The sequence below is a fragment of the Flavobacterium sp. MMLR14_040 genome (assembly GCF_033657265.1).
In the GTDB taxonomy this organism is placed as follows: Bacteria; Bacteroidota; Bacteroidia; order Flavobacteriales; family Flavobacteriaceae; genus Flavobacterium.
Window position 1 is genome coordinate 110,660 of sequence record NZ_JAWVWO010000002.1, and the last position, 13,071, is coordinate 123,730.

Genomic DNA, 13,071 nt, shown 5'->3' on the forward strand with positions numbered 1-13,071 from the left:
CTCAATGATAATCATCCGGTTCAATATGTATTAAAACATTTCCCAATTGCGGGATTTTTTCTTTTAAAGTATCCTGAAGTTTGTGCGACAAATCATGTCCTTCTTTTACCGAAATTTTGGCCGAAACTATTGCGTGAAGGTCTACGTGGTATTTCATACCGGCTTTACGAATAAAACATTTTTCGGTTCCCAGAATTCCGTCTACTTTTAAGGATTTTACACGAATTTCTTCGACTAAATCATCGTTTAAATGTTCGTCCATGATTTCGCCAAGAGCAGGTCGGAAAATTTTATAACTGTTGTATAAGATAAAAAAAGCAGCAAAAAGTGCCGCCCAATCATCTGCAGATTCATAACCTTTACCCATAAACAAGGCAAATGAAATTCCGATAAATGCTGCTACCGAAGTAATAGCATCGCTGCGATGGTGCCAGGCATCAGCGGCCAAAGCCGAACTATTGGTTTGTTTACTGCGTTTCATTACGACTCTAAAAGAATATTCTTTCCAGATAATAATGGCGCCTAAAACATATAATGTCCAGGATTTTGGCAAGTCATGTGAGGACTGAATATTAGAAATACTTTCATAACCAATAATAGTTGCTGAAGTAATTAAAAACCCAACAACCAAAAAAGTAATTAAAGGTTCGGCTCGTCCATGTCCGTAAGGATGATTATCATCGGCTGGTTTATTTGAATATTTAATTCCGAATAAAACCAGACAGGAAGAAAATATATCTGTCGTTGATTCGATAGCATCTGCTATCAAGGCATAAGAATTGCCAAAAAAACCTGCCAAGCCTTTTATAAGGGCCAAGCAGGTGTTTCCGGCTATACTAAAGTAAGTAGCTTTTATAGCTTTTTGTTCATTTGTCATTTAACGACATTTATTTTTTTGCCACGAATTCACAAATTATTTTAATAATCTTTGATATTTAAATTCGCGAATTCGTGAAACTTTCTACGCTCTCACGATTTTTGCTCCAATAGCTCTTAAACGCTCATCGATACGCTCGTATCCACGGTCGATTTGTTCTATATTTTGAATTGTACTTGTTCCTTTTGCAGAAAGTGCAGCAATTAATAATGAAATACCCGCACGAATATCCGGAGATGACATTGTTGTTGCTTTCAATTGAGATTCGAAATTATGTCCCATAACCACAGCTCTGTGCGGATCACATAACATAATTTTTGCTCCCATATCGATTAATTTATCAACGAAAAACAAACGGCTTTCGAACATTTTCTGATGAATTAAAACATCACCTTTTGCCTGTGTTGCCACAACCAAAACGATGCTCAATAAGTCAGGTGTAAATCCTGGCCAAGGCGCATCTGCAATTGTTAAAATAGAACCGTCGATATCTGTTTTTACTTCGTACCCGTCTGTGTGAGCAGGAATAAAAATATCATCGCCACGTTTTTCGATCGTAATACCTAATTTTCTAAATGTATTCGGAATCAAACCTAAGTTTTCCCAGCTTACATTTTTGATCGTGATTTCGCTTTTTGTCATGGCCGCAAGACCAATCCAAGAACCAATTTCGATCATATCAGGAAGAATTCTGTGCTCGCAACCACTAAGCCTTTCAACACCTTCGATAGTCAATAAGTTAGATCCAACTCCTGTGATTTTAGCTCCCATTGAGTTTAGCATTTTGCACAATTGTTGCAGGTAAGGCTCACATGCAGCGTTGTAAACTGTTGTTTGTCCTTTTGCTAAAACGGCTGCCATTACAATATTTGCCGTTCCGGTTACAGATGCTTCGTCAAGCAGCATATCTGTTCCTTGTAATCCTTCTGCAGGAGATTCTACTCCATAAAAGTGATCTTCTCTGTTATATCTGAATTTTGCTCCAAGGTTAATAAAACCTTCAAAGTGTGTATCTAATCTACGACGACCAATTTTATCTCCACCCGGTTTTGGAATATATCCTTTTCCGAAACGTGCCAAAAGCGGTCCAACAATCATAATAGAACCACGAAGCGCTCCACCTTCTTTTTTGAAAGCTTCTGTTTCTAAATAACCAACGTTAACTTCATCAGCCTGAAACGTAATCGAACCCGGTTCATTTCGTTGAATTTTAACTCCTAAATTACCCAACAAAGTGATTAATTTATTGATGTCAATAATATCGGGAATATTATTAATTTTTACTTTATCTCCCGTTAGAAGCACGGCACATAAAATTTGTAATGCCTCATTTTTTGCTCCTTGCGGAGTGATTTCTCCTTTTAAAGGAATTCCTCCTTCGATTTTAAAAATTCCCATATTTCTCTTTTAGGTTCTGAGGTTCTGAGGTTCTAAGGTTCTAAGCTAAAAAATCTTAGCAGCTTAGCATCTTAGGATCTTAGTCCCTTTTTTTATTTTTGTTTTTGTTTTTTAGGGCTTTGAGTTACTGAGACTCTGAGATTCTGAGCTAAAAAAAAACTTAGCAACTTAGCATCTTAGAAACTTAGTACCTTATTTACTTTTGATTATTTTTCTGAAAAGGTTTTGGTTTTCCCGGACCTTTATTGTTTTTGTTGCTTTGAATTTTTGGCTGACCTGCCGGTGTAATTTTATTCGACATACGTTTGTTGGTACGCAATAAATCAGTTGTGTTTAAAAGCTCTTCTGTACTTTGCAACAAGTTGATTTTTCCACCAGACAATTCAAACAAATGTTCAAAAATTACATCGTCTTTTACAGTGTCTTTATTCCAGCTCAGGTATGATTTTTTCATGTGGTTGGCGATTACCAATACCAATGCATTTTTCATTTCGCCTTCTTCCCATTTATTGGCAACATCAATCATGTACTTGATGTTATTACCATAAAATCTGTATTTTGGAAAATTTTGCGGATATTGCAAAACATCTGGTTTTAGTTCTAAAACCTCTCTTGAAGGAATTGGATATGGCGATTCTACATCTAATTTAAAATCAGACATAATAAAAAGCTGATCCCATAATTTATGCTGAAAATCAGGCACATCACGCAAGTGCGGATTTAGACTTCCCATTACCTGAATAATGTATTTTGCAGCTTTATTGCGCGTATCGGCATCTTCAATTGCAGTTGCCTGATCGATCAGTTTTTGCAAATGACGACCATATTCCGGAATGATTAATCGTTGTCTTTCAGAATTGTATTCTAAATTAAAAACAACATCATTTGCGACTTCTTTTTTATATTTTTCGATCATAAGTTATAATGAAACTATACCTTCTATTGTAGAAACTTCTTTGTATTTACCAATGACATCGTCAGAGCTATTCATTGTAACATCTACAGAAACGCTGGTAAATTTACCTGTTTTAGATTTTGTTGTTTTGATAACCGCGCCCATACTGTCAAAAGCTTTTTCAACGCGCTCTACATTATCGGCAACTGAAGGTACTATGAATTTATATAAATATTCAGCTGGCCAGGTATTTGCGTTATCCAGCTCTACTTTTAATCTTTCGTAAAATTCGGCGGTGTTTTTTTCTTTATCGTTCTCCATTCGTAATTAAAAATAAACGCAAATATACGGTTTTGATTTCAGATTTCAGATTTTTGATTTTAGATTTTTTAGCCTGAAATTCATGATGCTTTTTTGCCAAGAATTTCACGAATTTTCACTAATTAAAATGACTTAGAAAAATCACGATTTTCACATAGTTTAATTAAGTTCCTAAATTAAAAATTCGTGTAAATTAGTGAAATTCGTGGCTAACTTTTATATTTGAAAAACTTTGCTGCAAAAATCCCACGCAAAGTCGAAGAGTTGCAAAGTTTTTTAAGTCTGACTCTTTTAACTTTGCGCCTTGGCAACTTTGCGAGATTAAAACCACAACATAATGAAGAAAATCCTTTTACTTTTTATCGCACTCACACTCAACAATATTCAAGCACAGGAAATAAAAACAATAACTTATTTCCAGAATGACACTATTAAACTCGATCTGGATTTGTATTTACCTCAGAAGAAAACTAACGAAAAAGTTCCGTTGATCATTTTTGCTTTTGGTGGTGGATTTTCAGGCGGAGAACGCACAAATGAAAAAGATTTTGGAATGTTTATGGCTAAAAACGGTTATGCAGTGGCCAGCATTTCCTACAGTTTATATATGAAAGGAAAAGATTTTGGATGCAAAGGAACTTTAACCGAAAAAATAAAAGCAATTCAAATTGGCGTAAGCGATATGTGGCAGGCAACCTCCTTTTTGATTGAAAATGCCAATAAATATAATCTTGATGCTTCAAAAATATTTATTTCGGGAATCAGTGCCGGAGCCGAAATTGGTTTCCACGCTTCATTTTGGGATTACAAACTGATGAATTTGTACAAAAACAATTTACCTGAAAATTTCAAATACACTGGTTTCATTGGAGGTTCGGGCGCTATTCAGGATATTAATTTGATTACAAAAGAAAAAGCAATGCCAATGTTATTGTCACACGGAAATAATGACGATACTGTTCCTTATGCCGCGGGTTCGCATCGCTCCTGCCCTACAAACTCTTCGGGTTGGATGATTCTTTTTGGGTCTTATGCGGTTTACAATCATATGAATGATTTACATAAAGATATTGAACTGATTACTTTTTGCGGTGGCGGACATGAATTTTCGGGTTATCTTTTTCATGATGGAAAACAATATGTTTTGGATTTTGTGAATGATGTTCTAAAAGGAAAGAAATTTGAATCGCATATTATTATTCCTTCTAAGAAGAAAGTTGCGAGTTCTGAGAAGTATTTGTTTTGTGAGTGATATTCAAAATTACAATCGTAAAAGCTCTAGAGGAGCAAAATATTTATAGCCAATTTTTATGTTCCACATTTTAAAGCTCCAGAGGAGCGATACATTGATTCCTAAAAATGTCACCCCGATGGGGTTTTACCAAACAACATCATAATTTTCTATAAATATGACGTCCCGCTGGGACTCAATAAATACGATAAATACAATAACTATTTCGGATTTCGGATTAAGCTGTACTAAAGTCCATCTCTACGATATTGGTCGAGACCTATGGCTCTTTCCTCAAAGATTGTAAAATTCCGTAGGAATGATTTATATTGTAGAGCTGGATTTTAATCCAGTACATAATATTAGTCGAGGTATGCGGCTTCTCGATTTATATTCCAGCAACATAATAACAACAAATTGCGAAATCATTCGCTTAAAGCAAAATAATCTTTTTAAATACCAATAACTTTAGGTAAATTTGCGCTTTATTTTTAGAAAGTGCAAAAACAAATCATAGTACTCATTGGTGGCCCGGGAACGGGAAAATCTACTCTTATTAACGAATTGGTGGCTCGTGGCTACTGCTGTTATCCTGAAATTTCAAGACAAGTTACTCTCGAAGCGCAACAGCGCGGGATTGAACAATTGTTTTTGGAACAGCCTCTATTGTTTAGTGAAATGCTTCTGGAAGGCAGAATTAAACAATTTGAAAACGCCATTGAAGAACCTGATAATGTAGTTTTTATAGATCGCGGAATTCCTGATGTTGTAGCTTATATGGATTATATAGGTGATGAATATCCGGCGCATTTTGTAAAAGCTTGTGAGGATTTTAAATACACCAAAACTTTTATTTTACCGCCTTGGGAAGAAATTTACGAAAGTGATACAGAGCGTTACGAAAATTTTGAACAGGCATTAACGATTCAGAAGCACCTTGTTGAAACGTATAAGAAATATGGCTACAATTTAATTGAAGTACCTAAAGATACGGTTGAAAACAGAATTCTTTATATCTTAGATAAAATTTAGGCAGGCGGTTTAAAGTTGTAAAACTAGAACTGATTTCTAAATTTTTAACTTTAAAACCAAAGCTATGCCAGAAGCACAGGAAATTCTTTTAAAATACTGGAAACACGACAGTTTCAGACCGCTTCAAAAGGAAATTATTGATTCGGTTTTGGAGGGTCAGGATACTTTTGCTTTGCTTCCGACAGGTGGTGGAAAATCGATTTGTTTTCAGGTTCCGGCAATGATGCAGGAAGGAATTTGCTTGGTGATTTCGCCTTTGATCGCACTTATGAAAGATCAGGTGGCAAATTTGCAAAAAAGAGAAATTAAAGCAATTGCTCTGACAGGTGGAATTCATACGGAAGAAATCATTGATTTATTAGACAATTGTCAATACGGAAATTATAAGTTTTTATATCTTTCTCCTGAAAGACTTCAGTCTGATTGGATTCTGGAACGCATCAAAAATCTTCCTATAAATTTAATTGCTATTGATGAAGCGCATTGTGTTTCGCAATGGGGACACGATTTTCGTCCGGCTTATCTGAAAATTTCCGAGCTTAAAAAATATTTTCCTAAGATTCCTTTTTTAGCATTGACAGCAACGGCAACTCCAAGAGTTATTGAAGATATCAATACAGAATTAGGTTTGAAAGATCCAAAGCTTTTTCAGCAATCATTCGAAAGAAAAAACATTGCTTACATGATTTTTGAAGTCGAAGACAAATTGTATCGGACCGAACAAATTTTAAAGAAAAATCCACAGCCTTCTATTATATATGTACGAAATCGAAAATCATGTTTGACTATTTCGTCACAATTACAATCATTAGGATTCAAGGCAACTTATTATCACGGTGGACTTTCGGCAAAAGAAAAAGATAAAAACATGCAGTTGTGGATGTCGGAACAAGCGCAGGTTATTGTAGCCACGAATGCGTTTGGAATGGGAATTGACAAAGACAATGTAAAAACGGTTATTCATACACAACTTCCTGAAAATATAGAAAATTATTATCAGGAATCCGGAAGAGCGGGACGAAATGGTGAAAAAGCTTTTTCGGTTTTACTTTATAATAATTCAGATGCAAATCAAACCGAACAGCAATTTTTAAGTGTTTTGCCGGATAAGAAGTTTTTAAAAACGATGTATGTCAAACTTTGCAACTATTTTCAGATTGCTTATGGTGAAGGTTTAGATGATACTTTTTCTTTTAAACTAAATCATTTTTGTCATAAATATGAGTTTCCCACTTTAAAAACTTACAATGCTTTGCAGTTTTTAAATCAACAGGGAATCATTACATTATCACAGGAATTTTCAGAAAAAATCACCTTGCAGTTTTTAATCGAATCAAAAGAAGTGATTCGGTATATAAGTTTGAATCAAAATGATGAGGAAATTATTTTGGCGATATTAAGAACGTACCCCGGAGTTTATGAAATGAAAACTCCTTTTAATCTTTCTTTGATTGCAAAAAAATCAAATCACACAGAAGAACAGGTTTTATCTGTTTTAGAAAAACTTAGCGAAAAAGAAATCATCGAATACAAATCGAAAAACAACGACGCTACCATATTATTTAATGAAGTTCGTGAAGATGATCTTACGATAAACAGGGTTTCGAAATATCTGGAAAAACAAAATCAGTTAAAAAAAGAACAGCTTTTGTCTGTTCTACATTATATAAAAGAGAATAAAACCTGCAAGAACCGTTTGATTTTGGATTATTTTGGAGAAGAAACAAAAGAAAACTGTGGCGTTTGTTCTTATTGCATTACTCAAAAAGGAAAAATCACCGAAGCCGATTCGATTGCAGATAAAATTCTGCATTTATTAAAATCGGCCGCTTTGACTTCGAGAGAAATTCAGACACAAATAAAAATGGATGCCAATGATATTATTTTGGTACTTCAGGAATTATTAGAAAACAATCACATTACCATTCAACCCAATAATAAATACACTTTAAAATCATAATGGAAAAATTGAGAATTATATTTATGGGAACACCGGAATTTGCTGTTGGCATTCTGGATACCATTATTAAAAACAATTACGATGTTGTTGGCGTTATTACGGCTGCCGATAAACCGGCTGGGCGCGGACAAAAAATAAAATATTCGGCAGTGAAAGAATATGCACTGGCAAACAACCTTACTTTATTACAGCCAACTAATTTAAAAGACGAAACTTTTCTGGCGGAGTTAAAAGCTTTAAATGCTAATTTACAAATTGTAGTTGCTTTTAGAATGTTGCCAAAAGTAGTGTGGGAAATGCCCGGTTTAGGAACTTTTAATCTTCACGCCTCTTTATTACCTAATTATCGTGGAGCAGCACCAATTAACTGGGCAATTATCAATGGAGAAACTAAAACAGGTGTTACAACTTTTTTTATTGATGATAAAATTGACACGGGAGCAATGATTTTAAATTCTGAAATTGCAATTGAGCCAACAGAAAGCGCAGGACAATTACACGACCGATTAATGAATTTAGGAAGTACAACTGTAATTGACACTTTAAAAATTATTGAAAACGGAAACGTAACTACTACAATTCAGGAAGATAACGAAGAAATTAAAACTGCTTATAAATTAAATAAGGAAAATTGTAAGATTGACTGGACTAAATCCGGAGACGAAATCAATAATTTAATTCGCGGATTAAGCCCTTATCCTGCAGCATGGTGTTTTTTGAAAGATAAAAATGAAGAACTAAGCATTAAAATATATGAGGCAAAATTGGTTTTAGAATCACATTCTTTTGAAATTGGAAGCTTAATTAGCACTAAAAAAGAAATTAAAATCGCTATTAAGAATGGTTATATTTTACTTTTGAGTTTACAGTTACCTGGAAAAAAGAGAATGCAAGTAGCTGAATTACTAAATGGTATCACTTTTACAGAAGACGCAAAAGTCTATTAAGACCAATAAAACGGGGGTTTTTACCTATATTATTTAGCCAAACAACCTGCTTTATGAACAAAAAAAGCAAGTTATTAACAATTTTTGCTAAATTTAAAGAAAACACTTGCAAGGAACGGATTTCCTATTAAATTTGTGTATTAACAATTTTTTTTTTAACCAACAATTAATAACTAATTATTATGAACAAATCAGAATTAATCGATGCTATCGCTGCTGATGCAGGAATTACAAAAGCTGCGGCAAAATTAGCTTTAGAATCATTTTTAGGAAATGTAGGATCTACTTTGAAAAAAGGTGGAAGAATTTCATTAGTAGGTTTTGGATCATGGTCAGTATCTGCTAGAGCTGCTAGAGACGGTAGAAATCCACAAACAGGAAAAACTATCAAAATCGCTGCTAAAAATGTAGTGAAATTTAAAGCTGGTGCTGAATTAGAAGGTGCAGTGAACTAAGTAAGAAAGTTCTCTAAACTTATAATATAATTAAAACCCTCCCATATGGAGGGTTTTTTTGTACGGTTTAACGATTTTATTTGGTTTTTTTAAAATTTTATAACTAAATTTAATAAAAATTGTAGCCGTATGATTTCAGAAAAATTAAAAAAAGGACACCTGCTTATTGCCGAACCTTCTATAATTGGAGATTTATCATTTAATAGATCGGTAATATTATTAGCAGACCATAACAAAGAAGGATCAATAGGATTTATTATTAATAAACCCTTAAAGTACACTATTAATGACTTAATTCCCGAGATTGATGCCACTTTCAAGATATATAATGGCGGTCCCGTAGAGCAGGACAATCTTTATTTTATTCATAATATTCCGGAATTAATCCCAAATAGTGTCGAGATTTCTAATGGTATATATTGGGGAGGTGATTTTGAATCGACCAAAGACTTAATAAACGACGGATCTATTAATAAAAATAATATTCGTTTTTTCTTAGGATACACAGGTTGGGACGAAAATCAGCTCGAAAGTGAGATGCAGGGTAACTCCTGGATCATAGCCGATAATAATTACAAAAATAAAATTATCGGAAAATCTACCACTCATTTTTGGAAAGAACAAATTATTGAGTTGGGCGGAGATTATGTTATTTGGTCAAATGCACCTGAAAATCCATATTTGAATTAATTTTCAGAAATGGATTCGTTTAGTTTTTGTACTAATAAATGAGCCAGATTACTTGTAAACTCTTTTTTTCGATATTTACTTATCGACTGTATCCCTGTGATCACATTTGTAAGAAATAATTCATCCGCTTTTTGAAGATCAAATGGCGAAATTATTTCTTCTGACACTTCTATATCTGTAACTTTTTTGGCTAAAGCTAATATTTGTTTACGCATTACACCATTCAAACACCCTTCAGAAACTGGAGGCGTAATTAGTTTTTTACCAGTAACCATAAATAAATTCCCCTGTAATACCTCAACAACATTTTTTGCATCGTTAAGCAAAATACAGTTTTCCAAGCCATTTTCATGTGCAAAAATACTTCCTGTAACGTTAATCATTTTATTCGTCGTTTTAATAGACGATAACAATTGCTTAGTGACATAGAAATCTTTATACAAATCAACTTCATAAGAATCTGTATTTAACGCATATAAAGTAGCATCAAGTGCAGTTGCATGAATTAAAAACGAAATTTCATTGGTTTGAGGCAAATACAATCCTCCATCATTTCGAAAAACGGTAATTCTTGCTCTGGCAGATGCTGAAATTCCTTTTTGCTGTACCAGGCTCAAAACCTGTTCTTCAAAATATTCCATCGTAAAATTCATCGGAATTTCCATTCGAACCACACGCATAGAAGCCATTAACCTGAAATAATGATCTTCAAGAAACAAGATTTTGTTATTGATTATTTTTAGCGTTTCAAAAACACCATCTCCGTACAAAAACGCACGATTTTGAGTTAATACATTATCGTTTTGCGCTACTATGTTTCCGTTAAAATTGATCATAAAAAAACCCTGAATTTTGTTCAGGGCAAATATAAGGCATAAAATAGACTTTTACTAAACAGATCCTATAAGATGTTTTAGATCTGAGATCTGATTCTCCCACAATTGTTTAGCTTCGCCAACTTCTTCTTTTTCTGCAAAATCAACTACCATTAATGATACATCTTTAGTTAATTCATCAACTAAAATATGCAATTCAAAAAAATATTCAGTGTCTTTACTACTTTCGTCGACCCATTTAAATTTTACTTTCTCACCTGTTTTCTTAGATGCTAAACGTGCTTTTTCCTGCGAATCGTTCCAAATAAAAGTGAAAAATTCACCTCTTGAATTTACATTGTCAGCAAACCATTCTGATAAACCTGACGGAGTTGATATATATTGATATAATAATTGCGGCGAAGAATTTATTGGAAACTCTATTTCGTAACGTATTTTTGGATCCATGTGCTACTTTTAATTTTTTCGAAATATAAGAATATATGTCCAAAAACAATGCGTTTTTAAAAATATTTTTTTTTCTTCAATTTATCCTTGGAAGCTTTAATAATATTTCTATCTTTGCACCCGCAATGAGGAACACGGTTCACTTGCAATCTTGGCGAGGTAGCTCAGTTGGTTAGAGCGCAGGATTCATAACCCTGAGGTCACGGGTTCAACTCCCGTCCTCGCTACAAAATAAAAAACCCTAATCATCAATTGATTAGGGTTTTTTTATTGAAATTAATTCCTCTTTGTACCAAAAATTGCAGCGAGGAACTTTAAATAATTAAGTTATATCTCTAAATAATTAAATATCTTTAATACTTTTTAATGACAGGTTAGAAAAAGTCGAAAAAGTTAATACGTTGTAAATATGGACATAGTTAAATTTAAAATCACATCTAAAACAATAAAAGTAGAGGTACGTAATTCGAATAATTATGTTTTTAATTTCAATACTGCCTTAGAAATTGCAAAAGAAGACAAAGATGTTTTATTAAAACTATACAACGCGCTGGATATTCTTTTTAAGAAAGAAACTACGAGTGAAGTCAAAAATTACATTTCGCCCAATCAAACCAATATACTGGACCAGATTTCTGCTGTTGACAATTCAGAAGAAGAGAAATAGACAAACCATTCACTCTTTAGTAAATTAGTTTTATATTAGCCATAACTGCAAACAAACTGCTCTTTTTAGTAAAAATCAGGAGTTTCGAGAATTGCAAAAGTAAATTTGATTAAAAATTTCTACTAATTTAATTCAAAACAATAATGGCAAATCAACTTGAAAATACAATACATAAAGCATATACTGCTTTTAACGACAGAAATATTGAAAATGCATTATCAACAATGCAAGAAGATGTACAATGGTCTAAAGCCTGGGAAGGTGGCTATATAAGTGGTCACAATGAAATTAAAGAATATTGGACAAGACAATGGACCGAAATAAACCCAAAAGTAGAACCTGTTGGCTTTGATGAAAGAGAAAATGGAAGTTTAGAAGTTAAGGTGCATCAAAACGTAAAAGATTTGCAAGGCGGTTTAATCTTCGACGGAATGGTAAAACATATTTATACCTTTCAGGACGGATTAATAAAAACGATGGATATTGAATTGGCAGAAAATAATTAATATTGAATTCCTAAAATAAAAAACATGTCTATAAAACAAGAATCAGAATTAATTGGAATGAAAAAGGCAAGTGAAGCTGTTGCTTTTACTTTGAAAGAAATGAGAAATTTTGCCAAACCAGGTATGTCCACAAAGGAATTAGATAATTATGGAGGAAAAATTCTGAATGACTTAGGCGCAAAATCAGCACCATACTTAACTTATGGTTTTCCTGGATGGACTTGTATAAGTGTAAACAATGAATTTTGTCACGGCATTCCGTCTGATAAAAGAATTCTTAATGAAGGTGATTTAATTAATATTGATGTTTCTGCAGAACTCGATGGGTTTTGGTCTGATAACGGAGGTTCATTTGTTATTGGAACAGATGTAAACGAGCACCAAAAATTAATTGAGGCTTCAAAACAAATTCTACATAAAGCGATTTATAATATAAAGGGCGGAGTTCGCATTTCTGATATTGGTTTTTTAATCGAAACTGAAGCTAAGAAAAAAGGATACAAAGTCATTAAAAATTTAACTGGCCACGGAATTGGAAGAGGTCTTCATGAGGAACCACATGAAATAGCGAATTACAGAGATCGATTTAACCTGACCAGATTCAGGAAAAATTCGGTGGTTGCAATTGAAACTTTTATTTCGACAACCTCAACCTATGCCGAAACTTTGCAGGACGGCTGGACAATGGTTGGCAATAAAGGCGGTTTTATGGCGCAGCATGAACATACTATTGTCGTAACTGACGGCAAACCTATTGTACTGACTGAGATGAATGATATATGGAATTAAACGAAAATATCAATTCTAAT

At 33.5% G+C, this 13,071-nt stretch carries 15 protein-coding genes and 1 tRNA gene; 10 read left to right on the forward strand and 6 right to left on the reverse strand.

The window, feature by feature from the left end:
- Position 1: 1 nt before the first annotated feature.
- The 4 genes from SD960_RS03175 to SD960_RS03190 form a co-directional block, all read right to left on the reverse strand.
- Positions 2-877: a cation diffusion facilitator family transporter gene (locus tag SD960_RS03175; protein WP_318800914.1), complete on the reverse strand. Its 876-nt coding sequence runs from the start codon at positions 875-877 to the stop codon at positions 2-4.
- Between the two features lie 84 nt (positions 878-961).
- The gene (gene murA / locus SD960_RS03180) at positions 962-2,275 is read right to left on the reverse strand and encodes a UDP-N-acetylglucosamine 1-carboxyvinyltransferase (protein ID WP_318800915.1); all 1,314 of its coding nucleotides are present in this window, start codon (positions 2,273-2,275) and stop codon (positions 962-964) included.
- Positions 2,276-2,471: 196 nt separating this feature from the next.
- Positions 2,472-3,191, reverse strand: a complete 720-nt coding sequence (locus SD960_RS03185) for a DUF4290 domain-containing protein (protein WP_318800916.1) — start codon at positions 3,189-3,191, stop codon at positions 2,472-2,474.
- Between the two features lie 3 nt (positions 3,192-3,194).
- Complete coding sequence (locus SD960_RS03190) at positions 3,195-3,491, reverse strand: DUF493 family protein (RefSeq protein WP_042567278.1); 297 nt, start codon at positions 3,489-3,491, stop codon at positions 3,195-3,197.
- Positions 3,492-3,828: 337 nt separating this feature from the next.
- Between SD960_RS03190 and SD960_RS03195 the strand changes: the two genes are divergently transcribed.
- The 6 genes from SD960_RS03195 to SD960_RS03220 all read left to right on the forward strand — a co-directional run bounded on the left by SD960_RS03195 (position 3,829) and on the right by SD960_RS03220 (position 9,806).
- Positions 3,829-4,743, forward strand: coding sequence for an alpha/beta hydrolase family protein (locus SD960_RS03195; protein WP_318800917.1), 915 nt, complete (start codon positions 3,829-3,831; stop codon positions 4,741-4,743).
- Between the two features lie 477 nt (positions 4,744-5,220).
- Positions 5,221-5,754 carry an ATP-binding protein gene (locus SD960_RS03200; RefSeq protein WP_318800919.1) on the forward strand — a complete coding sequence of 178 codons (534 nt, stop codon included), beginning with the start codon at positions 5,221-5,223 and terminating at the stop codon, positions 5,752-5,754.
- 64 nt (positions 5,755-5,818) lie between these two features.
- On the forward strand, positions 5,819-7,714 hold the full coding sequence (locus SD960_RS03205) for an ATP-dependent DNA helicase RecQ (protein WP_318800921.1): 1,896 nt from the start codon (positions 5,819-5,821) through the stop codon (positions 7,712-7,714).
- Positions 7,714-8,661 carry a methionyl-tRNA formyltransferase gene (fmt, locus tag SD960_RS03210; protein ID WP_318800923.1) on the forward strand — a complete coding sequence of 316 codons (948 nt, stop codon included), beginning with the start codon at positions 7,714-7,716 and terminating at the stop codon, positions 8,659-8,661. Before SD960_RS03205 ends, fmt begins: the two co-directional genes overlap by 1 nt.
- Before the next feature lie 182 nt (positions 8,662-8,843).
- Positions 8,844-9,116, forward strand: coding sequence for an HU family DNA-binding protein (locus tag SD960_RS03215; RefSeq protein WP_042567273.1), 273 nt, complete (start codon positions 8,844-8,846; stop codon positions 9,114-9,116).
- A gap of 129 nt (positions 9,117-9,245) precedes the next feature.
- On the forward strand, positions 9,246-9,806 hold the full coding sequence (locus tag SD960_RS03220; RefSeq protein ID WP_073396461.1) for a YqgE/AlgH family protein: 561 nt from the start codon (positions 9,246-9,248) through the stop codon (positions 9,804-9,806).
- Here SD960_RS03220 and SD960_RS03225 read toward each other — a convergent pair.
- Both SD960_RS03225 and SD960_RS03230 read right to left on the reverse strand, forming a co-directional pair.
- The gene (locus tag SD960_RS03225; protein WP_318800927.1) at positions 9,803-10,642 is read right to left on the reverse strand and encodes an aminotransferase class IV; all 840 of its coding nucleotides are present in this window, start codon (positions 10,640-10,642) and stop codon (positions 9,803-9,805) included. The genes SD960_RS03220 and SD960_RS03225 overlap by 4 nt on opposite strands.
- Before the next feature lie 54 nt (positions 10,643-10,696).
- A complete protein-coding gene (locus tag SD960_RS03230) occupies positions 10,697-11,089 on the reverse strand; it encodes an START-like domain-containing protein (RefSeq protein WP_026984135.1) in 393 nt (130 codons plus the stop codon).
- A 153-nt stretch (positions 11,090-11,242) separates the two neighbouring features.
- Between SD960_RS03230 and SD960_RS03235 the strand changes: the two genes are divergently transcribed.
- From SD960_RS03235 to map, 4 genes are all read left to right on the forward strand, one after another.
- Positions 11,243-11,316: transfer RNA gene (locus tag SD960_RS03235), tRNA-Met, on the forward strand.
- A gap of 182 nt (positions 11,317-11,498) precedes the next feature.
- A complete protein-coding gene (locus tag SD960_RS03240) occupies positions 11,499-11,756 on the forward strand; it encodes a hypothetical protein (protein WP_318800931.1) in 258 nt (85 codons plus the stop codon).
- Positions 11,757-11,899: 143 nt separating this feature from the next.
- On the forward strand, positions 11,900-12,262 hold the full coding sequence (locus tag SD960_RS03245) for a nuclear transport factor 2 family protein (RefSeq protein ID WP_318800932.1): 363 nt from the start codon (positions 11,900-11,902) through the stop codon (positions 12,260-12,262).
- 24 nt (positions 12,263-12,286) lie between these two features.
- Entirely contained in the window at positions 12,287-13,051 is a 765-nt protein-coding gene (gene map / locus SD960_RS03250; RefSeq protein WP_318800934.1) for a type I methionyl aminopeptidase, read from the forward strand.
- Positions 13,052-13,071 lie beyond the last annotated feature (20 nt).

Coding starts and splice junctions, on each gene's coding strand:
- SD960_RS03175 (WP_318800914.1), bottom strand. CDS start 877: ATGACAAATGAACAAAAAGCTATAAAAGCTACTTACTTTAGTATAGCC.
- murA (WP_318800915.1), bottom strand. CDS start 2,275: ATGGGAATTTTTAAAATCGAAGGAGGAATTCCTTTAAAAGGAGAAATC.
- SD960_RS03185 (WP_318800916.1), bottom strand. CDS start 3,191: ATGATCGAAAAATATAAAAAAGAAGTCGCAAATGATGTTGTTTTTAAT.
- SD960_RS03190 (WP_042567278.1), bottom strand. CDS start 3,491: ATGGAGAACGATAAAGAAAAAAACACCGCCGAATTTTACGAAAGATTA.
- SD960_RS03195 (WP_318800917.1), top strand. CDS start 3,829: ATGAAGAAAATCCTTTTACTTTTTATCGCACTCACACTCAACAATATT.
- SD960_RS03205 (WP_318800921.1), top strand. CDS start 5,819: ATGCCAGAAGCACAGGAAATTCTTTTAAAATACTGGAAACACGACAGT.
- fmt (WP_318800923.1), top strand. CDS start 7,714: ATGGAAAAATTGAGAATTATATTTATGGGAACACCGGAATTTGCTGTT.
- SD960_RS03215 (WP_042567273.1), top strand. CDS start 8,844: ATGAACAAATCAGAATTAATCGATGCTATCGCTGCTGATGCAGGAATT.
- SD960_RS03220 (WP_073396461.1), top strand. CDS start 9,246: ATGATTTCAGAAAAATTAAAAAAAGGACACCTGCTTATTGCCGAACCT.
- SD960_RS03225 (WP_318800927.1), bottom strand. CDS start 10,642: ATGATCAATTTTAACGGAAACATAGTAGCGCAAAACGATAATGTATTA.
- SD960_RS03230 (WP_026984135.1), bottom strand. CDS start 11,089: ATGGATCCAAAAATACGTTACGAAATAGAGTTTCCAATAAATTCTTCG.
- SD960_RS03240 (WP_318800931.1), top strand. CDS start 11,499: ATGGACATAGTTAAATTTAAAATCACATCTAAAACAATAAAAGTAGAG.
- SD960_RS03245 (WP_318800932.1), top strand. CDS start 11,900: ATGGCAAATCAACTTGAAAATACAATACATAAAGCATATACTGCTTTT.
- map (WP_318800934.1), top strand. CDS start 12,287: ATGTCTATAAAACAAGAATCAGAATTAATTGGAATGAAAAAGGCAAGT.